The organism is Myxococcus sp. CA023 (genome assembly GCF_010998615.1).
GTDB lineage: Bacteria > Myxococcota > Myxococcia > Myxococcales > Myxococcaceae > Myxococcus.
Genome location: NZ_JAAEAH010000022.1, coordinates 1 through 20,744, shown reverse-complemented (window position 1 = coordinate 20,744; position 20,744 = coordinate 1). Strand labels below are relative to the sequence as shown.

17 protein-coding genes are annotated in these 20,744 nt (G+C 70.1%); 10 read left to right on the top strand and 7 right to left on the bottom strand.

All coding sequences use genetic code 11. From position 1 onward, the window contains the following. Positions 1–123: 123 nt before the first annotated feature. The 3 genes from dnaK to F8M74_RS11955 all read left to right on the top strand — a co-directional run bounded on the left by dnaK (position 124) and on the right by F8M74_RS11955 (position 4,931). Positions 124–1,731, top strand: coding sequence for a molecular chaperone DnaK (gene dnaK / locus F8M74_RS11965; RefSeq protein ID WP_141255783.1), 1,608 nt, complete (start codon positions 124–126; stop codon positions 1,729–1,731). A gap of 1,569 nt (positions 1,732–3,300) precedes the next feature. Further along, the gene (locus F8M74_RS11960) at positions 3,301–4,164 is read left to right on the top strand and encodes a J domain-containing protein (protein ID WP_228560470.1); all 864 of its coding nucleotides are present in this window, start codon (positions 3,301–3,303) and stop codon (positions 4,162–4,164) included. A gap of 11 nt (positions 4,165–4,175) precedes the next feature. Further along, positions 4,176–4,931, top strand: a complete 756-nt coding sequence (locus F8M74_RS11955) for a CvpA family protein (RefSeq protein ID WP_141255768.1) — start codon at positions 4,176–4,178, stop codon at positions 4,929–4,931. A gap of 1 nt (position 4,932) precedes the next feature. On the opposite strand, the gene clpX is transcribed toward F8M74_RS11955, so the two are convergent. After that, positions 4,933–6,003, bottom strand: a complete 1,071-nt coding sequence (clpX, locus tag F8M74_RS11950) for an ATP-dependent Clp protease ATP-binding subunit ClpX (RefSeq protein WP_141255769.1) — start codon at positions 6,001–6,003, stop codon at positions 4,933–4,935. 240 nt (positions 6,004–6,243) lie between these two features. On the opposite strand from clpX, the gene speA reads away from it, so the two are divergent. Then, complete coding sequence (speA, locus tag F8M74_RS11945) at positions 6,244–8,274, top strand: biosynthetic arginine decarboxylase (protein ID WP_141255770.1); 2,031 nt, start codon at positions 6,244–6,246, stop codon at positions 8,272–8,274. Positions 8,275–8,348: 74 nt separating this feature from the next. Here speA and F8M74_RS11940 read toward each other — a convergent pair whose 3' ends face one another. From F8M74_RS11940 to F8M74_RS11930, 3 genes are all read right to left on the bottom strand, one after another. After that, positions 8,349–8,876, bottom strand: a complete 528-nt coding sequence (locus F8M74_RS11940; RefSeq protein ID WP_228560472.1) for a hypothetical protein — start codon at positions 8,874–8,876, stop codon at positions 8,349–8,351. 106 nt (positions 8,877–8,982) lie between these two features. Continuing rightward, on the bottom strand, positions 8,983–9,417 hold the full coding sequence (locus F8M74_RS11935) for an OsmC family protein (protein ID WP_011552807.1): 435 nt from the start codon (positions 9,415–9,417) through the stop codon (positions 8,983–8,985). Between the two features lie 62 nt (positions 9,418–9,479). Beyond that, positions 9,480–9,767 (bottom strand): hypothetical protein, encoded by a 288-nt coding sequence (locus F8M74_RS11930; protein WP_141255772.1) that lies wholly within the window; start codon positions 9,765–9,767, stop codon positions 9,480–9,482. A gap of 117 nt (positions 9,768–9,884) precedes the next feature. Between F8M74_RS11930 and F8M74_RS11925 the strand changes: the two genes are divergently transcribed. The 4 genes from F8M74_RS11925 to F8M74_RS11910 all read left to right on the top strand — a co-directional run bounded on the left by F8M74_RS11925 (position 9,885) and on the right by F8M74_RS11910 (position 15,094). Then, positions 9,885–10,703: a PHP domain-containing protein gene (locus F8M74_RS11925; protein WP_141255773.1), complete on the top strand. Its 819-nt coding sequence runs from the start codon at positions 9,885–9,887 to the stop codon at positions 10,701–10,703. Between the two features lie 57 nt (positions 10,704–10,760). Next, positions 10,761–13,877, top strand: a complete 3,117-nt coding sequence (locus F8M74_RS11920) for a tetratricopeptide repeat protein (RefSeq protein ID WP_141255774.1) — start codon at positions 10,761–10,763, stop codon at positions 13,875–13,877. Beyond that, entirely contained in the window at positions 13,874–14,764 is an 891-nt protein-coding gene (locus tag F8M74_RS11915; protein WP_141255775.1) for a sigma-70 family RNA polymerase sigma factor, read from the top strand. The genes F8M74_RS11920 and F8M74_RS11915 overlap by 4 nt, the downstream gene beginning before the upstream one ends. A gap of 93 nt (positions 14,765–14,857) precedes the next feature. After that, on the top strand, positions 14,858–15,094 hold the full coding sequence (locus F8M74_RS11910) for an amphi-Trp domain-containing protein (protein ID WP_140790252.1): 237 nt from the start codon (positions 14,858–14,860) through the stop codon (positions 15,092–15,094). A gap of 3 nt (positions 15,095–15,097) precedes the next feature. Here the strand turns inward: F8M74_RS11910 and F8M74_RS11905 are convergent, their stop codons facing one another. Next, on the bottom strand, positions 15,098–16,660 hold the full coding sequence (locus F8M74_RS11905; protein ID WP_171410335.1) for a methyl-accepting chemotaxis protein: 1,563 nt from the start codon (positions 16,658–16,660) through the stop codon (positions 15,098–15,100). 249 nt (positions 16,661–16,909) lie between these two features. Here F8M74_RS11905 and F8M74_RS11900 point away from each other — a divergent pair, with 249 nt between their 5' ends. Together F8M74_RS11900 and F8M74_RS11895 are read left to right on the top strand one after the other, a co-directional pair. Continuing rightward, complete coding sequence (locus F8M74_RS11900; protein ID WP_141255777.1) at positions 16,910–17,281, top strand: NADH-quinone oxidoreductase subunit A; 372 nt, start codon at positions 16,910–16,912, stop codon at positions 17,279–17,281. A gap of 6 nt (positions 17,282–17,287) precedes the next feature. Next, positions 17,288–17,851, top strand: a complete 564-nt coding sequence (locus tag F8M74_RS11895) for an NADH-quinone oxidoreductase subunit B (RefSeq protein ID WP_013939311.1) — start codon at positions 17,288–17,290, stop codon at positions 17,849–17,851. 87 nt (positions 17,852–17,938) lie between these two features. Here F8M74_RS11895 and F8M74_RS11890 read toward each other — a convergent pair whose 3' ends face one another. Continuing rightward, positions 17,939–18,307, bottom strand: a complete 369-nt coding sequence (locus F8M74_RS11890; RefSeq protein WP_171410334.1) for a PaaI family thioesterase — start codon at positions 18,305–18,307, stop codon at positions 17,939–17,941. Beyond that, on the bottom strand, positions 18,297–20,432 hold the full coding sequence (locus F8M74_RS11885; protein WP_141255779.1) for a sulfatase-like hydrolase/transferase: 2,136 nt from the start codon (positions 20,430–20,432) through the stop codon (positions 18,297–18,299). Before F8M74_RS11885 ends, F8M74_RS11890 begins: the two co-directional genes overlap by 11 nt. Positions 20,433–20,744 lie beyond the last annotated feature (312 nt).

Here is a 20,744-nt window from a genome sequence, read left to right as displayed (position 1 = left end):
CGCTAAGCCCTTGAAATGGCTGGGCTTTATTGACACGGGAACGTTGACACCCGCTTCTGAGGGTGCCTAACCTCCGTGCCCTTCACCGACGGCCCTCTGCTGAAGGTCTTCACCGGAGACGGAATGGCGGACGACATCGCAATCGGCATCGACCTGGGCACGTCATACTCGTGCGTGGCGGTGGTCCAGGACGGCCAGCCCATCGTCATCCCCAACGAGTGGGGAGAGACGACTCACGCCTCCTGCGTCTCGTTCCTCGAGGATGGCTCGGTCCTGGTCGGTAACGCGGCCAAGAAGAACATCATCACCAACCCCGAGCAGACCGTCTATTCCGCCAAGCGCCTCATCGGCCGCTACTACTTCTCCGACGAGGTGAAGAAGGCGCAGGCGGTGATGCCGTACCGCATCGTCGAGGGCGACAACAACTCGGTGCGCATCGCGATGAACGAGCACTCCTATTCGCTCCCGGAGATCAGCGCGCTGGTGCTCAAGGAGCTGAAGGCGGTGGCGGAGACGTACCTGGGCCAGGAGGTGACCAAGGCCGTGGTCACCGTGCCCGCGTACTTCAACGACAACCAGCGCCAGGCCACCAAGGACGCGGGCCGCATCGCCGGCATGGAGGTGCTGCGCATCCTCAACGAGCCCACCGCCGCGGCGCTCGCGTACGGCTTCGGGCGCGACGTCAACCAGCGCGTGGTGGTCTACGACCTGGGCGGCGGCACCTTCGACGTCTCCATCCTGGAGATTGGCAAGGACGTCTTCGAGGTGCTGGCCACCGCGGGCGACACGTACCTGGGCGGCGACGACTTCGACGACCGCATCATGACGTGGCTGGCGGATGACTTCCTGGCCCGCACGCGCCTGGATGTGCGGCAGAACAAGTTCTGCCTGCAGATGCTCAAGGAGGCCGCGGAGAAGGCGAAGATCGACGTGGGCCAGACGGGCTCCGCGGAGATTCTCTGCCAGGGCATCTGCCAGGACGCGGACGGCAACGTCATGGACCTGCGTGGGCAGCTCAACCAGGACCAGTTCAACCGAATGGTGATGGACCTGGTGCAGCGCACCTTCAAGGTGTGCGACGAGGCGCTGCAGAGCGCGCGCCTGACGGCCGCCGACATCGACGCGGTCATCCTCGTGGGCGGGCCGACGCGGCTGCCCATCATCCGCAATTCGGTGAAGCACTACTTCCAGAAGGAACCGCTGGAAGGCATCAACCCGGACCAGGTCGTGGCCATGGGCGCGGCGCTCCAGTCGCACGCGCTGCTGGACAGCAAGACGCAGACGTTCCTGGTGGACGTCACGCCGCTGTCGCTGCGCATCGGCACGGTGGGCGGGTACACCGAGAAGATCATCGACAAGAACACGCCGGTTCCCATCGACCGCTCGAAGACGTTCACCACCAGCCGCGACGGCCAGGAGAAGGTGAAGATTCGCGTGTACCAGGGCGAGTCCAACCGCGCCGACGAGTGCGAGATGCTCGGCGAGTTCGAGTTCGCGGGCTTCCGCATCGGCTATCGCGGCGAGGTGAAGATTGAAGTCACCTTCGAAATCAACACGGATGGCCTGGTGCACGTATCCGCGTGCGACACGGCGACGGGTCAGAAGACGTCGACCTCCATCACCCTGTCCTCCGGCATGAGCGAGGCCGATATCCAGCAGTCCATCCAGGCCAACCGGAACATCCGGCTTGCTGGCCACAACAGCGACGACCTGCCCGCCGCGGCGCAGTAAGGCCGCGACTCGACCACGCCGATGTCCGAGCCTTCAGACCCCAGCGCCGGCAAACCGCCGGGAGCCACGCCCGGGACACCGGCCACGCCCGCCCGGCCCGCCGTCCCGCGCGTGACGGCCGCCGTCCCCGGCCCCGTCACGCCCGCGACGATTCCGTCGTCGCCCGCCGCCAGCGCGCCGACTCCGCCGCCTCGGCCCCAGGGAACACCTGTCGCACGTCCCACCGGCGTGACGCCCCCTGTGCCGCCCCGGGCCACGACGACGGGGATTCCCACGGTGCGGACGGGCGCTGGAGAGGGCGCGCCTTCCACTCCAGGACGTGCGCCGGCACCGGGTGCGAGTCCCGCGGCGGCGCCGGCACGTCCGGCGTCGGGTGCGGTGCCGCCCGTGCCAGGTTCGGGGATTGCGCCGCGAGGCACGCCCACGACGCTGCCTGCGATTCCTGCAATGGGTGCCACGACGAGCCCTGCCGCGAGGCAGCCGGCAACTGGCGCAGTCCCGGGGCAACGGAGTGCTTCTGGAGATGCGCCATCCGCCGCGGTCGCCACGACGCCGGTGCCGCGCCCGGCGGGAGCTGGCACAGGGACCTCGGCGTCCGCGCCGGGTACGGCGGCTAGCGCGAGTGCAACTGGTGCTGACGCTCGGACACCCGTGCCACGTTCGGCGCTCGCGCCCCCTGGCGTGCAGGCGCCCACGGCTCCGCAGGGAACTAGCGGGGCTGACGCTCGGACACCCGCGCCGCGCCCGGCCGCCGGAGCAGCGGGGGCTGCCACGCCCGTACCGCGTCCGCCTACCGGAGCAGCGGGGGCTGCCACGCCCGTAGCGCGTCCGCCTACCGGAGCAGCGGGGGCTGCCACGCCCGTACCGCGTCCGCCTACCGGAGCAGCGGGGGCCGCCACGCCCGTACCGAGCCAGGTGACGGGCGCAGGCGCCAACACACCTGTACCTCGCGTGCCCCCCGCGGGCACCACCACGCCTGCTTCGCGACCGGCACCGGCCTCCCCCGCCGCTGGCGCGAGTACGCCCGTGCCACGCGTCGCGACGGCTGGCGCCACTGCCACTGGAGCAAACACGTCCGCCCCGAGCCAGGGCTCGAATCCAAATGCCGCGGGAGCACCGACGCCCGCGCCCCGCCCGGCAGTTGGAGGAAACACGCCTCCTCCGCGTCCGGCCGGAGCAGTTCCTCCGGCGCAGCGTCCCACCGTGGGCGCAATCCCCGCCGTTGCCCCTGCCATCGCGCCCGTGGGTGCAACAGCGTCGCCAAGCGCGGCGGGTGTCGTTCCCCCCATCGCTCCCGTGGGGGCCGCCTCTCCACTCGCGGGCGCAGTGCCCTCCATCGCACCCCTGGGCGCTCCGGCTTCCCCCTCACCGACAGGCGTCGTCCCCTCCGTTGCACCGGTAGCGCCCCGCGCTCCGGCCCAGACGAGGACGGTCCCGACAGTCGCCCCGGCAATCCCCGCAGCCGCGCCGCAGGCAGGCGCCGTACCTTCCGCACCGGCGCGCTCCCAAGGGACAGCACCAGCGTCGAGGCCGCCTCCCGTACTCGCGCTGGGACAGGTTGTCCCTCCCGTGACGCCCTCCACGGCCCCACAGCAGAAGCCCGGTGCCCGGCCCACCATGTCCCTCCCAGCGCTGGTGCCCGCCGGCGCCACGCCGCCGCGCCCTCCCCCGTCCGTGGCGCCCGCCGTTCCGTCCGTGCCGCCCGCCGTCCCAGGCATCGCACCGCTGACGCCGGCCCCACACGCTCCACCTGGCGCGGTGCCCTCGATTCCGTCCGTGGCGCCCATCGTCCCGCCCGTCGCCCCGGCTGCGGCCACGGCGGTCACGCCACCGCCGGCGCCTGCTGCGTCAACGGACCTGGGACTGGACATCCAGCAGCTCGCCGACCTGGAATCGCGCTGCGCGAAGCTGGACCAGCTCGACTACTTCGAAGTGCTCATGCTGGAGAGGACCGCCACCCCCGCGGACATCAAGCGCGCCTTCTACCGGGAGAGCCGCACCTACCACCCGGACCGCTTCTTCCACATGGACTCCAAGGAGCTGAAGGAGCGCATCAACGAGCTCTACAAGCGCGTCACCGAGGCCTACTACGTCCTGCGCGACGACACGAAGCGCAAGAAGTACGTCGTCGACGTGACGGGCCCCGAGCGCGCCCAGAAGCTGCGCTTCACCGAAGCCTCCGAAGCGGAGACCAAGGCCGCCGCCAAGAAGGAGCAGGAAGAGCAGATCGGCACCCACCCCAAGGGACGCCAGTTCTTCCAGCAGGCGCAGAAGGACGCGGACGCCGGCAACTGGTCCGCCGCCGAGCGGAACCTGAAGATGGCGCTCACCTATGAGCCCTCCAACGCCCGCTACAAGGAGCGGCTGGCGGAGGTCCAGAAGCAGTCCCAGGACGAGGCTCGCGACAAGGGCGGCTCGTTCAAGATCCGCTGACGGCGGCGCCCATGGTCATCGACCTCATCATCCTCGGACTGGTGCTGTTCTTCGCCATGATCGGCGCCATCACTGGGGCGTCGCGCCAGGTCGCCAACGTGGTGGGCCTGGCGGTGGGCTACTTCGCCTCGGGCCGCCTGGGCCCCGTGGCGGCCCCACACCTGGCCGAGGCCCTGGGCAGCCCGCTCTTCCTGGGCGCCATCGTGGGCACGGTGCTCCTGTTCATCTGCACGTGGCTCGCGGTGCGCTACGCCCTGGGCGCGCTGCTGCTGCGCATCCTCTCCACCGGTCAGCACAATGAGAACCGGGGCGTGGACCGCTTCCTTGGCTTCGTGCTGGGCGGCGCGAAGATGGGCATCATCGCCTGGGTCGTCCTCAGCGCCATCGCCTTCTTCGAACAGCACGTCGTCATCGCGGGCCGCCGCGTGGGCCTGTCCCCGAAGGAGTCGCTCTCCATCGAGGTCGCCCGCCGCTACAACCTCTTCGAGATGACGCAGTTCGCCCCGGTGAAGAACCTGGTGGAGGTCGCCAAGGCCGCCAGTGATCCGAAGCGCGCGGGTCGGCTCCAGGACGACCCGGCCTACAAGGCCCTGCGCAAGGACCCTCGCTTCCAGCGCCTGCTGCAGGACCCGAAGCTGAAGCAGGCCCTGGCGCGAGGAGACACCGCCGCGCTGCTGCGCCACGACGGTGTGCTCCAGCTCATCCAGGACCCGGACGTGGCGGCCCGGTTGGGCGCCGCGGCCCGCGCCTCCGAGCGCGAGCCCTGACTCACACGTCCAGCTGCGTCGAATCCAGCCCCCGCAGCCGCTCTCGCACGAAGCCCGCGTCCACCGTCACCTGGCGCCGCCGCCGCTCGGGCGCCTCGAACATGACGTCCGCCATGACGTGCTCCAGGATGGACCGCAATCCTCGAGCGCCCAGCCCGCGCTCCACGGAATAGCGCACCACCTCGCGCAGGCCCAGGTCGGCGAAGTCCACCTCCAGGTCGTCCATGGACAGCAGCTCGCGGAACTCGCGCACGATGGAGTCCGGCGGCTCGGTGAGCACGCGAAGCAGGTCCTCCTCGCCCAGCCGCTCCAACTGCACCACCACCGGCAGGCGGCCGAGGAACTCCGCCAGCATGCCGAAGTCCGTCAACTGCCGGGTGCTGATGCGCTTCTGCCTGCGCCTCACCGCGTCCTCCGCGCCAAAGCCCATGGCGCGGCGCCCCTCATCCCCGTCGTCGTGCAAGTCGCTGAACGTGCCCGCGCAGATGAAGAGGATGTCGCGCGTGTCCACCTGCACGAAGTCGCTCTTGTTCCAGGCCTGGGTGACGTTGAGGGGCACGTACACCTCGCGGCCCTCCAGCAGCTTCAGCAGCGACTGCTGGACACCCTCGCCGCCGATGTCGCGGCTGCCCGCGCCGTTGCGGGCGCCCTGGGAGCGGCGGGCAATCTTGTCCACCTCGTCGATGAAGATGATGCCCCGCTGGGTGTCCTCCACGGAGTGGTTCGCCTTGAAGAGGAGGTCGGAGATCATCACCTCCACGTCCTTCCCGTAGTAGCCGGCCTCCGTGTACTCGGTGGCGTCCACGGTGGTGAACGGCACGTGGAGGATGTCCGCCAGATTGCGGGCGATGTGCGTCTTGCCGCTCCCGGTAGGTCCCATCAGCAAGATGTTGGATTTCTTGATGAGCGACGTCCGGCGCAGCCTTCGCGCCAGCAGACGCTTGAGGTGATTGTGGGCCGCAATGGCCACGGCGCGCTTGGCGCCGTCCTGGCCGATGACGAAGCGCTCCAGCCGCTCGTAGATTTCCCGCGGGGTCAGCACCGCTTCTTCCCTGCGTGCGGACGACTCCATGTACCCTCCCCTTGTTTCCACGCGTCCCTCATGACTCACGGGAAAAGGGTAGGAATTGAATGGAGGGTCGGCCCGCGGGAGGAGGAGCACCGGGCGGCCGCCCCGCCAGCCTGCCTGCCCCCCGCACAAGCGGCTGTTGAATACCGAGGGGCTTTCCGATAGTTCCCGCGCGATTCCTGTGATCGTTCCGTTGTTCACGGGAGTCCACCCCCATCTACCCCAGGGAGCCTCGAGACGCCGATGCCCGTAAACGCCCCTCCCCACCGCTGGACCCTCGCCGACGCGCACGAGCTGTACGGAATCCGGAACTGGGGCAACCCCTACTTCGGCATCAATGAGAAGGGCCATGTCATCGTCCACCCGGACGGTCCCCAGGCCCCGAACATGGACCTGAAGGAGCTGGTCGACGAAGTGCGCCGCCGGGGCATCGGCCTTCCGCTGCTCATCCGCTTCACGGACGTGCTGCGCCACCGCGTGGTCCACCTGAACGAGGCCTTCCGCAAGGCCATGAACGATCAGGGGTTCAAGGGCGGCTACCGCGGCGTGTACCCCATCAAGGTGAACCAGCACCGCTACGTGGTGGAGACCCTCATCGAGGCGGGCAAGGGCTACAACTACGGGCTGGAGGCCGGCAGCAAGCCGGAGCTGCTCGCGGTGATGGCGCTTCTGGAGAACGAGAACGCGCTCGTCATCTGCAACGGCTACAAGGACGAGGAGTACATCGAGACGGCGCTCTTCTACTCGCGCCTGGGCCGCAACGTCATCCTGGTGGTGGAGAAGCCCAGCGAGCTGCCGCTCATCGCGGAGGTCGCCCGGCGCACGGGCATCGCCCCCCGGCTGGGCATTCGCGTGAAGCTGTCCACGCGCGGCGCCGGCAAGTGGGAGGCCAGCGGCGGCGACCGCTCCAAGTTCGGCCTGACCTCCTCCGAGCTGATGAACTGCATCGGCTTCATGAAGGACGCGGGCCTGCTCAACTCCTTCGAGCTGCTGCACTTCCACCTGGGCAGCCAGATCTCCAACATCCGCAACGTGAAGAACGCGCTGCGTGAGGTGGGCTGCTTCTACGTGGAGGTGGCCCGTCAGGGCGCGCCGCTGAAGTACCTGGACGTGGGCGGCGGCCTGGGCGTGGACTACGACGGCTCCCAGACGAACTTCGCCTCTTCCATGAACTACACCACGGAGGAGTACGCCAACGACGTGGTGTTCGGCGTCATGGAGGCCTGCGACCGGGCCGGCGTGCCGCACCCCACGCTGGTGTCGGAGTCCGGCCGCGCCGTGGTGGCGCACCACGCGGTGCTGGTGGTGGACGTGCTGGGCACCAGCGAGTTCGACCCGGCGCCGGTCCCCGAGAAGGTGGACGAGAAGGCGCCCTCCGTGGTGCGCAACCTCTGGTCCACCTACCGCGAGGTCACCAATAAGAACCTGCTGGAGGCGTGGCACGACGTGCAGGACGCCAAGGAGGAGAGCCTCACCCTCTTCTCGCTGGGCCACCTGTCGCTGGAGCAGCGCGTGGCGGCGGAGAACATCTACTGGGCCACCTGCCACAAGATCATGCGCATCGCGCGTGAGCAGGGCGAGATTCCCGAGGAGCTGGACTCCCTGGAGAAGGCGCTCAACGACACGTACTTCTGCAACTTCTCCGTGTTCCAGTCGCTGCCGGACTCGTGGGCCATCGACCAGCTCTTCCCGATGATGCCCATCCACCGGCTGGCGGAGAAGCCGACGCGCCGCGCGACGCTGGCGGACATCACCTGCGACTCGGACGGGAAGATCGAGCACTTCATCGACAAGCGCGAGGTGAAGGACGCCCTCGAGCTGCACGCGCTCAACGATGACGACTACTACCTGGGCATCTTCATGGTGGGCGCCTACCAGGAGATCCTTGGCGACCTCCACAACCTGTTCGGCGACACGCACGCCGTGCAGGTGTCGCTGGGGCCCAACGGGGGCTACCTCATCGACCACGTGGTGGCCGGCGACACGGTGACGGAGGTGCTCAACTACGTCAGCTACACCAAGGACGACCTGGTGGCGAAGCTGCGCAAGTTCACCGAGGCCGCGCTGCGCCAGGGCCGCATCACCCTGGACGAATCGCGCAACCTGCTGCGCATGTACGAGGATGGCCTGTCCGGCTACACGTACCTGGAGCGCGAGGTGGACGCGAGCTTCGGCAGCAGCGCCAGCCAGCTCCGTCTGGTGCCCACGCCAGACGCCTCGGGCGCCCGGCCCACGACGCCGGCCCCCGGCGCTTCGGGAACGTCGGGCACCTGAGCCCCGCGCCAGAATGAAGTCCTCGCCCCCTGTCGCTCGCCGCGGCAGGGGGCTTCTTCATGCCCGGGCGTCCGTCAGTGGCCCGCGACGAGAGGCTCTCCGGTGCCGAAAGGCTGCGGCTCCTCCGCGAAGGCCACGTCGGCCGCCTGGGCCCTCAGGCGTTGGAGCACGGAGCGCTGCGCCTCGCCGCGCTGCACGAGCGACTCGAAGGGAAACACCGCGAGCCGCGCGTCTTTCACCGACACGCGCGCCAGCGTGCGCCAGAGGGACAAGCGGCCCTCCGTGGCCGCGCACAGGCCCTCCAATTCCAGCAGCCGGCTCAAGGGCGAATAGCGCACGAGTGTGCCGTTCAGCTTCAGCCGGCTCACCTTCTCCACGGCCCACGCGGCGCGCGTCTTCAGCCCATCTCGCTTCAGCTCCAGGGCGTCCATCACCGATAGCAGCGTGGACTGGTCTTCCTTCAGCTCGGGGATGAGCGTCGCCAGGTAGCGGCCCAGCAGGTTGCCGTGGTTCTCCGCCTCCGTGCGGATTGCCAGCTCCAGCCCGCCCACCGAGCCCGCCAGGTGGTCATTGAGGTAGATGCCCAGCCGCTTCGCATGCATGCCGTGTCCTCCAGGACGAGCCCCGCAGTCGGGGAGGATGAACACGAAGGGGCCCACCCGCAGCATTCGCGGGCAAGCCCCCAGGAGGGCAAGCAGCCTGGCGTCCTCAGTCCGGATAGCTGAACGTCAGCGGCAGCTTCACGTCCGGGTGGAGGCTGCGGGCCACCGGGCACTCGCGGCCCACCTTCTCCAATGTGGCCCGGTGCTCGGCGGACAGGCCGGCCGGCATCTGGATGTCCAGCACCAGCTCGGCGATGCGGCGCGGCGGCGGCGACATCCGCTTCTCCACACGGGCGCTCACCTCGCCCAGGGCAATGCCTTCACGCGAGGCGAACAGGTGCATCGTCGTCACCGCGCACGACATCAGCGCCGCGCCCACCAGGTCCGTGGGTGAGAAGCTGCCACCGGTGCCGCCGTTGTCGCGCGGCGCCTCCGTCTGATTCACCGTGCCCGACGGGCCATGGGTGAGCTGCGTCTTGAACTGGGGCTGGCTGACCAGCGTCATCACCACGCCCGTGGCGGGCGTCTGCGGCGGGCTCATGTCGGCGCTCCTCGAAGCAAAAGGGCTCCGCCGACATACCACCCGAACCGCGACAGGGGCCGCTACTTGTTGCGCTTCCGGGCCGCTCCGCCGGCCACCTTCGAAGGGACCTCTGGGACGCGCTCGGGCGCGCCGAGCACCTGGGCCCGAACCTGCTCGGCCGGCAGATGAGAAGTGTCCGCCATGACACAGGACACGAAGGCCAGCTCCGCCAGGGCCCGGCGCGCGCGCTGCCGCACCGCGGGGTCCTCCGAGGACAAGACCTCTGTGGCGGACGCCACGTAGCTGCTCGCCAGTGACTCGAAGAGGTAGACCCGGTTCTCGATGGTCGTATCGGACTTCTTGCCCATAGGGCTCGGACAGTAGCCACACCCTGGGTGGCGGCGGCACCCCCCATGCCGCAAGTTGGTGTGAAACCCGGCATAGGTCGCGTATGGGGAACATTCACCCACACCCTGGAGCCCGCCGTGATTGACCTGCACTCGCACACCACCGCCAGCGACGGTCAATATGCTCCCACGGAGCTGCTGGCGCGGGCGGCCGCCGCCGGGGTGACGGTGTTGGCGATCACCGACCACGACACCGTCGCGGGGTTGGCCGAGGCCGAGGTGGCGGCGCGCGCCCACGGCGTGGAGCTGGTGCCGGGCATCGAAATCTCCGCGTTCATTCATGGACGCGAGTGCCACATCCTGGGGCACTTCCTGAGACCGGACGACGAGGACATCGCCCGCTTCGCCGACCGGCTCCGACTGGAGCGCGAGCAGCGCATGGACGCCCTGCTGGAGCGCATGCGGCAGCTGGGCTACCCCGTGCGCATGGAGCACGTCCGGGCGGTGGCCGGCGACGCGCAGCTGGGACGACCCCATCTGGCCCGCGTGCTGGTGGACCGCGGCTGGGTGGTGGACGTGAAGGAAGCCTTCGACCGCTTCCTGGGCATGCGCGGCGCCGCCTGGGTGGAGCGCTTCAAGTTGGCGGGCGAGGACGCCATCCGCCTCATCCGCAACGCGGGCGGCACGGCCACGCTCGCCCACCCGGGTTCATCGCGCATGGAGCGACTGGAGATTCGCGCGCTCGCCCAGGCGGGACTTTCGGGCCTTGAGGTGCTGCACGAGGACCACAACCCCAGCGTGCGCCAGAAGTATCTCAGCCTGGCCAAGGAGCTGGACCTGGTCCCCACCGCTGGCAGCGACTTCCACGGCGAGGCCATCTCCGCCGACCACCGGCTGGGCACCGCGTCCATGCCTCCCGAGCTCTTCGCCCGCCTCAAGTCACGCGCCCAGGCCTGAGCCGCCACAGGCGGGGAAAAGTGAAAAGTCCAGGAATTTGTTAGTCTCCGGGCCTCCATGGGGTGCCCGAGCGAGACGACACTGAGCGACTTCCTCGAAGGGGCGCTCCCGGACGCGCACCGCACGCGCGTACTGGCCCACGTGGAAGGATGTGAGCGCTGCCAGGAGCACCTGGCCCTGGGCGCAAGTGCGGCGGAGGCCGTGCCCCCGCCCGTCGATGGCCCGCTGGTGACCACGGGCACCCAGCTCTCACGCTACGTGGTGCAGGAGCGCATTGGCCGGGGCGCCATGGGCGAGGTGTACGCGGCCCATGACCCGGAGCTGGACCGAAGGGTCGCGCTGAAACTGCTGCGCCCCGAGGGCCGACACCTGGAGGAGCTGCGCTTGCGGCTGCTGCGCGAGGCTCAGGCCCTGGCTCGGCTGGCCCACCCGCACGTCGTCACCGTCTACGACGTGGGCGTCTGCGAGGACTGTGTCTTCCTGGCGCTGGAGTTGGTGGAGGGCGCGTCGCTGGCCGAGTGGCTGGAGTCGCCGCGGCCCTGGCAGGACGTGGTGCGCGTCTTCGTGGACGCGGGCCGGGGACTGGCGGCCGCTCACGCCGCCGGGCTGGTCCACCGCGACTTCAAGCCGGGCAACGTGCTGGTCGGGAAGGATGGGCGCGTGCGGGTCACGGACTTCGGTCTGGCCCGGCCCTCCCACCGGCGAGTCTTGGGCCACGCCGCGCCAGCGAGCTTGGACACGGTGACGGCGCCGGCCTCGCTGGTGGACTCGCCGCTGACCCATTCGGGCGCGCTGCTGGGCACGCCCGCGTACATGGCGCCCGAGCAGCTTCAAGGACACGGCGTGGACGCGCGCTCGGACCAGTTCAGCTTCTGCGTGGCGCTGTACGAAGCGCTCCACGGCGTGCGCCCCTTCGAGGGCCGGACGCTGGAGGCGTTGGGCCAGGCCGCGCGGGAAGGACGCATCCGCGCGCCAGAGCGCGCATCGAAAATCCCGGCCCGTGTGCGGCGCGCGGTGCTGCGGGGTTTGCGAGCCCAGCCGGAAGAGCGCTTCCCATCGATGGAGGCGCTGCTGACCGAGCTGGCCCCCCGCGCTGGAAGGCGCCTTGCCTGGGTGGGCTCCTCCGCCGCCGTGGCATGTCTTCTAGGGCTCACCGTGGGCTACGTGGCGGCGCATCGGAGGCAGGCCCGCTGCGAGTTGGAGGCGGAGCGGCTCACCACCATCTGGGGACCGGAGCGTCGCGCGCGAATCCATGCGGCCTTCCTGGCCACGGGCAAGCCCTTCGCCGCCGCCGCGTGGGAAACCGTCGCCAGCACGTTGGACGGACACGCGGACACGTGGCGCGAGCTGCGCACCGACGCCTGCACGGCCTCGCGCGATGACACCTATGACTCATGGCAGACGGCCGCGTGCCTGGACACACGGCTGTGGCACCTGGCCGCCGTCGTCGACGTGCTGGAGAAGGCGGACGCGCGAACGGTGCAGAACGCGCCGCAGATGGTGGCGTCCCTGGAGGGCGTCTCCGGCTGCCGGGATGCGCCGGAGCTGGCGAACCGGCCTCAGCCTCCGGATGCCCTGCGGCCTCGCGTGGACGCGGCGCGACGCAAGCTGGCCGAGGCGCGGGCCCACATGGACGCGGGCAACCACCCCGGCGCGTTGAAGGAGACGACGGCCTTGCTCCAGGACATCCAGGGGCTGGACTACCGCCCGCTGGAGGCAGAGGTCCTCACGCTGCACGGCTATGCCCATGGGCTCGCGGGCAAGCCCAAGGAAGCCGAGGAGCACCTCTACAAGGCGCTCTGGGCCGCCGAGGCGGGCCGCGACGACGAAACCGTGGCCCGTGTCTGGAACCTCCTCCTGTGGGTGGTGGGCGACCAGATGGCGCGCATGGACGAGGCGAACCGGCTGGTGCACCACGCCCGCGCCGCGGTGGAGCGGCTGGGCCGCGAGCGCTTCCCGCACATCGCCACCGACCTGCACCTGCGAATGGGCGGCTTGCTCCTGATGCAGGGCAAGCTGGACGAAGCGGACGCGGAGTTCACCCAGGGACTGGAGCTGGCGCGGAGGACCGCGGGCCCCTCGCGGCCTCGCGTGACGTACTTCCTCACCGGACTGGGACGCGTCCGCTCGCGGCAGCTTCGCGCGGAGGAGGCCCTGGCGCTCTACCAGGAGGCGCAGGCCTACGCGTTCCAGGAGCGACAGTGGAGCCCCGAGCACCCGGTGCTCGCGCTCAACCTCAACAACATCGCCACCGAGCTGCTCGCCCTGGGCCGCACGCAAGAAGCGCTCGACACCTTCCAACGCTCGCTGGCGCTGCTGGCGGCCGCACGCTCCAAGGACCACGCGAGCCTGGCCGCCCCCCTCAACAACCTGGCGGGCCTGCTGCGCCGCGAGGGGCGCCTGGAGGAAGCCCGGAGCCACTATGCGCGAGCCCTGGCCATCTTCGAGCGCAGCAAGGGGACCGACCACCCCAGCACCGTCACCGCGCTCGGGGGGCTGGGCATGGTGGCCTATGATTCCGACCGGCTCGACGAGGCGCTCGCCCACAACCAGCAGGCGCTGGAGCGCATCCAACGCAGCGTGGGCCAGGACTCGCCGCGCCTGGAGATGTCGCTGCGCAACCTGGGCCTCATTCACCTGCGCGCGGGCCGACCGGCGGTGGCGCGGCGCAACCTGACGCAGGCGCTTGGCCTCCTCCAGAAGGCGAACGGCACCGACAGCGTGGTGGCATGTGGCGTGGAGCGGGACCTGGCCCGGGTGGACCTGGAGACGGGCGCATTCCGGGCGGCACTGACCCGCTGCCAGCGCGCCCTGGCGCTGGATGAAGCCGCGCAGGGTGACGACAGCCCGGACGTCGCGCTCGACCTCGCCTGCCTCGGAGAGGCCCACCTGCGCCTGCGCGCGCCGGAGCAAGCCGTCCCGCTGCTCGAGCGCGCACGGCGCATCCATGCTCGCGTGTGGCTGGACCGGAAGGAAGCCGGGCGAGTGTCCTTCCTCCTCGCACGGGCCCTGTGGGAACGACCCGCCCCGGATGGACGCGAGCAGGCCACGGCCCTCATCCGCGAGGCGAAAGCGTGGCTGGAAGCCCAGGGTCTGCGCGCCCGGCGCGAGCACGACGAACTCATGGAATGGCAGGCGCGGCACCTGCCCCGAGTGAGCGAGGTCACCCGATGAGCCAGGCTCCGGAAACGCTGACGCCACTGCTGCTCGCGGGGGCACCCGAGTCACTGCACGACACGCTGCGCTCCGCGCCCGCGCTGGAGGCCCTGCTCACGGAGCTGCTCGACCAAGGCCGTGCGGCGTGGCCCACCGTGGCACTGGCGCCCGCGGCCCTGTTGCACCACGTGGGCCGGCACCTGCGCGCGGAAGGCACACCCCTGGATGCGCTCAAGCAGCTCCATGCCGCGGACGTCTACCTGGCGTGTGCCTGTGCCCAGGGAGAGCCCCAGGCGTTGCAGCTCTTCGAGAAGCACGTCCTCCAGAAAGCCGCCGCACGGCTGTCCCAGCACCTCACGGGGATGGTGGACGAGGTGCTCCAGGTGACGCGCCAGCGGCTCCTGCTGGGCGTTCACGGCGGCGCGCCGAAAATCGCGGAGTACTCGGGCCGGGGCTCGCTGGGCGGCTGGGTGCGAATCGTCGCCTCGCGCATCGGCGGCGAGTTGCTGGAGCAGACCGGCCGCCACGAACAGTCCTCCACGCCTCCGGAGGCCTTGGAGCAGCTGCTGTCCCGGGACGACCCCGAGCGAAACGTGCTCCAAGCCCACTCCCGGCAAGCCCTGTCCGAATCCCTCCAGGCCGCGCTGGCGACGTTGTCCGAACGGGAGCGCGCGCTTTTGCGCCTGCACCACCTCCACGGCCTCACCATGGACCGCATCGCCACGCTGTACGCGGAGCCCCGCTCCAGTGTGGCACGCCACGTGGCCCAGGCCCGTGAGCGGCTCCTGAAACAGACCCACCGAGAGCTGGCCGCCCGGCTGAAGCTGGACGGGCGCGAGGTGGAGAGCCTCCTGGGCCTGGTCCAGAGCCGCCTGGACCTCAGCCTCCACCGTCTGATGGGCTGACGCGTGTCTCGAATGCCGCGCTGATTCAGGCTGCGCATCCATCGCGGGCGATGCCATCATCCGGGGAAACCCTGGACGAAAGAGCCCACGACGATGGCGCAAAAGAAGGCGAAGCGAGCGAACCGAGACCTGGAGAAGACGTACCCGCGCAAGGACTTCGTCGCGAAGCTGCGGCGGTTGGCGGACGCCATCGAGGAGGGCAAGGCCTTCAGCATCCAGGTCGCCGGCGAGCGCCTGCGCATCCCCGCCGACGCGCTCTTCAACATCGAGCACGAGCGCGAGGACGGCGTGGACGAGGTCGAGTTCCAGCTGCGCTGGCAGCGGGAGTGAGCCTCAGTTCCGCGTCGTCTTGAAGCGGCTGGTGACGGCGGTGAGCCCCTCGGCCACCGCCTGCAGGTCCTGGGCGATGCGCGTGGTGCGTCCCGTCGCGTCCACGCCCTGCTTCACCAGCTCCGCGACGTTGCGGGCGCCCTGCACGGCCTGCTCGCTGGACTGGCGCTGCTGACGGGTGGCGATGGTGATCTGCCGCGCCGCCTCGCTGGTGCCGCGCGCCAGCTCGACGATTCGCTGGAACACGGAGGAGGCCTGCTCGGCCACCTCCACGCCCCGGTCGCTGGTGGCCATGCCCACGCGGGCCTTCGCCGCCGCTTCCTCGCCGGAGTCCTGCACCTTCTCCACGATGCGGGCGATGTCACGCGCGGATGCGGACACGTTCTCCGCCAGCTTGCGCATCTCCGCGGCCACCAGCGAGAAGCCCCGCCCCACCTCGCCCGCCTTGGTGCCCTCCAGCGCCGCGTTCAGCGCCAGCAAGTCGGAGCGCTCCGCCACCTGGTTGATGACCTGGGCAATCTTCGACACCTGCTGCAGGTCCTGGTTGAGGCCGACAATCGCGTCCGCCACGCCCTTGGACTCGGTGCGGATGTCGTTGATGCCCGCCACCACCTGCGCCACCACCGCCATGGCCTCCGCCACGGCCTCGTGGGTGCGCCGCGCGCTCGACTCCACCACCTCCGTGGAGCTGGAGATCTGCTCGGCCGTGCGGCTCAGCTCCTCGAACGTGGCGGCAATCTGCTGCGCGTACGCCGCCTGCTGGCTGATGACGTGCTCCTGGTCCGCGGACGCCCCCAACAGGCCCCGCGACGCGCCGGACAGCTGCTCCGTGCGCGAAACCATCTCCGTCACCGAGGTGCGCAGCGTGCCCAGCATCTTGTTGAAGGACTGCGCCATGAGGCGCACCTCGCCTGTGGCCGGCACGTCCAGTTCCCCACGCGACATGTCGCCCCGGGCCACGTCCCGCACCACCTCCGTCACCCGGGCCACCGGTTCGGCGATGGCGCGGCTGATGAACAAGGACAGGGCCAGCCCCAGCACCAGCGCGCCCGCCAGTCCGGCCAGCACCGCGCCCCGCATGTCATCCACCGAGCTGAGCGCTTCCTGGACGCCGAAGCCCGCCACGTAGATGCGCTCACCACTGGCGCAGCGGACCGACACCTCGTCGTGTTGGGTGGACGTGGTACAGCCCTCCAGCCCCTCCACGCCGAGCGAGCGGATGGCCGTGGGAATGGGGCCGCGCCCATGGAGCACGGTGCCTTCCGCCGACACCAGCCCCTGGTAGCGCAGGGTGAAGCCACTGCGCTCGTTCAGCGCCTCCGGGGCCTCCAGCATCGACAACACGTCCCGCACCCGGGCCGTGGATTCCGGCGTGCTGTCCGCGGACAGGAGCGCGGGGTGCTGCGATATCAGCCGCGCCACCACCCGCACCCGCTTCTGGAGCAACTCCAGCGTGACTTCCCGTTGGTGCATGGGGAAGTACACGACGCAGAAGCTCACCACCGCCAGGCACGGCACGAGCACCGCGATGGCCACCTGCGTCCGCAAGCCGAGCCGGCCCCACATGCTTGCCATCTCCCCGGTGAGAAAGTTTCACGCCGGATGGATGCCGACGGTTCTCGGACGGTAGGCGTCCCTTCGCGGAGCGTCAAACTGGCCAGCTAGACGGGAGCCGTCCGGGCGGCTGATCCACGCCATGCGCGCCCTGGGGTATCATGAACACTGCTTTTCGCCGTCATCTCAAGGGGTTGGCGCGCCACCCCCTGGACTTTCCCTTTGACATGGCGAGCGCGGTGTCATTAGGTTCGCCGCGCGATGACTCCGACTCCCCTCACGCCATACCTGCCGCTGGCCGTCGTCCTGCTGCTGGCGGGTGGAATGGCGATGCTCATTCCCCAGATCACCACGCGGCTGGGTCCTCGCCGCCCGAGCGCCATCAAGGCAACCAGCTTCGAGGCCGGCTCCGAGTCGAGCGGCCCGGCACGGCAGCGCTTCGCGGTGAAGTTCTACGTCGTGGCCCTGCTGTTCATCGTGTTCGACGTGGAAGCGGTGTTCCTGTACCCCTGGGCGGTGAACTTCCAGGCGCTCGGCTGGTTCGGGTACGTGGAGATGCTGGTTTTCGCGGCGACGCTGGTGGTCGGCCTTATCTACATCTGGAAGAAGGGCGCCCTGGACTGGGAGAGCTGAGACATCATGGCTGACGCTGACCTCGCAAACATCGTGACGACCCGCCGTGACGAGTCCATGGGCTGGCTCCAGTCCATCGTCTCGAAGGGCCTGGGTTGGGCGCGTAAGTACTCGCTCTTCACGTATCCGTACGCCACGGCCTGCTGCGGCATGGAGTACATGTCCGTGGCCGCCAGCCGGCACGACATCTCCCGCTTCGGCGCGGAGTTCCCCCGCTTCTCGCCGCGCCAGGCGGACCTGCTGATGGTGGTGGGCACCATCAACCTGAAGCAGGCCCCCATCCTCAAGCGCGTCTACGAGCAGATGGCCGAGCCCAAGTGGGTCGTGGCCTTCGGCGTGTGCGCGTCCTCGGGCGGCTTCTACGACAACTACGCGGTGCTGCAGGGCATCGACCGCATCATCCCGGTGGACGTCTACATCCCCGGCTGCCCGCCGCGCCCGGAGCAGGTGCTCGACGGCCTGATGCTGCTGCAGGACAAGATTGGCAACCAGGTCCACCGCATCGCGGACCGCGAGGAGGCCAACCCCACGGCCGCGCGGCACAACCTGCTGCTGTCCATGAACAAGTAACGCGCCCCACGCGCGGTACCGCCAGGGCCCCGCCCGCTTCCCGCCTCAGTCGGTGGAAGCGCCGGGGCCTTGGTATTTCTGGCGCCACTACCAGCGGTGGTACGCGGGGTGGCCCGGCTTCACGGCGACGAAGGTGCCCCGGCAGGTGGCCGTCACCTTCCCGCCCGCGGTGAGCGTGCCTTCGATGACGGCGCGGTCACCCTGGATCTCCACCGGCTTCGCCTCCAGGCGCAGCGGCCCGGCCATGGGCGTGGGACGCTTGAGGGTGATGGCGTACTCGGCGGTGACGGTGCACGGCGGCGCGTCCCCGCCCTGCGCGCGCATCAGGTGGTACGCCGCTGTCCAGTTGCAGTGACAGTCCAGCAGCGTGCCGATGATGCCGCCGCTGAGCACGCCCTCGAAGGCGTGGTGGTGCTCTTGCGGCGTCCACTCCGCGACGACGGAATCACCCTCCACGCGGCTGCGGATGCGCAGGCCCTGGGCGTTGGCCGGGCCGCAGCCGAAGCAGCTGTTTTGGGGTGCGTAGCGTTCCTGAAGGCTCGGGGTGTCCGGAGTCATCGACATGGCCGGCCACCTTACGCCAGCCTCCCGCCGCCGTCCGGCCCTGCACGCCGTCGAACCACGCCTCCAGCGCGAGTGCGTCCGGCCCTGCACAGTCGCCCTGGCAGGCGCGCAGCACCGTGCCGTTGGCCTGGGGCCGGTCCACCCACCAGCGCTGGCCGTCGAAGGCGCCCACGTCCTTCTCCTGGAGGATGCGGGCGTGGGCCGCGGGCCCCATCTCCACCACGCCATCCGGACGGATGCGGTACGCGTCGAAGGAGCGAGGCGCCCCCGGCCAGTGCCCCGGGTCGAACACCTCCGGCAACACATGGGTGAAGCCCGTCTCCGCGTACAGCGACAGCGGCCCCAGGTCCTCGCCGCGCAGCAGCGGCGCCAGCGACACGCCGTCCACATCCGACAGGCGCGGCAGCCCGGACAACTCCAGCAGCGTGGGCCCCACGTCCACCAACCGCACCAGCGAATCCACCAGGGCTGGCGCCATCCCCCGTCCCTTGGGTGGCTTCACCGCCAGGAGGATGCGGTTCTCCTCCTCCGACAGCCGCGCGCCATGTACCGGCGTGGCGCCCGCGAGGTCCTCGCGGTCCGCGTGGAAGCTCTCGCCATGGTCCGACAGCAGGAGGATGAGCGCATCGTCATAGCGCCCTGAGCGGCGCAGCGCGTCCAGCAGCGTCCCCACCTGCGCGTCCGCCTGTGCAATCAGCTCATCGTAGAGCGCCTCCGCGCCCGCCCGGTTCCAGCCGCCCTTCGCGCCTGGAGACACCGGGGCGAAGTGCATGCGCAGCCGGCGCTCCAGCGGCTCCGAGGCTGGCACGAAGCGGCGATAGAACGGATGCACCGGGTCGCCCGGGAAGTGCGCCGCCGTCGCGTGGAAGGCGAACAACGTGGGGCCCTGGCTCGCCTCGTCCACCAGCCGAGAGGCCAGCCGCTCCGCGTAGCCCATGGGGTCATGGATGCCGGCCAGCGCGCGGTTGTCGATGAACTCGGGCAACCAGGCGGCGCCCAACGCGTGGTCGGCGAACATGCCCAGCGCGCGGTAACGCAGCTTCTCCAGGAGGAAGTTCACCGCCCCGCGCGGCGGCTGCAGGCGCGTCTCGAAGCCGGACGCGGGCCCCTCCGCATGGAAGCGCGAGCAGTCGGTGGCGAACACCGTGCGCCACCCCGCCTGGGAGAAGGACTCCGCGAAGGTTCGCTGGAGCTGCATCCGCGAGTCGGACGTCAGCGAGTAGCGCACGCCCGTCTCGTGCGGCCACCGCGCGGTGAGCAGCGAACGCCACGCGGGCTCCGTCTGGGCAATGGGCGTGTACGCGCGGGTGAAGAGCGTGGCCTCCTCCAGCAGGCGCTCCACGTGGGGCGCCACCTCGCCCGAGCCTCCCTGCGACTTCAGCCGGTCCGGCCGGAACGCGTCGATGCCGATGACGACCACCAGCGGATGCTCGGGCGCGCCGCGTCCAGCCATCCTCTTCCCCACCACCAACAGCCCCGCCACGCCTGCCAGCGCCGCGCCTGCCCATCGCGCGCGCCGCCACTGCCGCGTGCGCGCCACCCACACCGCCGCGTGCGCCACCAGCCAGGCCACCAGCACCGCGCGGGGATGCCAGGGCTCGCCATGATCCACCAGCCAGGCCAGCAGCGACCGGAGCGCGGGCAGGTCATCGAAGAGGGCCGGACGCGCGATGGCCCGGTCCCACGCCAGCAGCACGAACAACAGCAGCCCCTGCCCCAACGTCGCCCACGCGCCGCCCCGTCCCCAGGCACGCGCCAGCAAGGTCCCCGCCACGGCCAGCACCATGCCGGCCACGGCGTACACGGCGGCTACTCGCAACAGCAGGCCAGGGAGGACAGGCCGCACGGCCGCCATCAACGCGGCGTAGGGGCCATCCACCGGGATGTCCATGCCCACGACACCCGAGCGCAGCAGCAGCCACGACTCGGCGGCGAACAGCAACACGCCCAGTACGGCCCCCACGAGCAGGCGCGGCCACCAGGAACGGAGAATGCCGGAAGGGGGGGATTCGGGCATGACCTCCTCTTCTATACCTGATTGAAACGGGCGTGTGCCGGCCGGACGACCGACCCTCACCAGCGTGCGCTCCGCTCGAGGGCATTGCAGAAAGGATGGCCTTGACTCCGCCTCGACTGGCAGCCAGCGAGGGCCCTGCGCCACCTCACGGTGCCCATCCCGATGACAGCCGGGACCTTCGCCTGGATGCTGGTGAACCCCACCTTTGGTGCCCGGTAAGCAACTACCCGTGGTTACCTTCACACTAAGTGTAGGACGACTCGGAGTCGCGCTCGCGGCCGGCTGATCCACCCCCTGTCTGGGCCGCCGCCC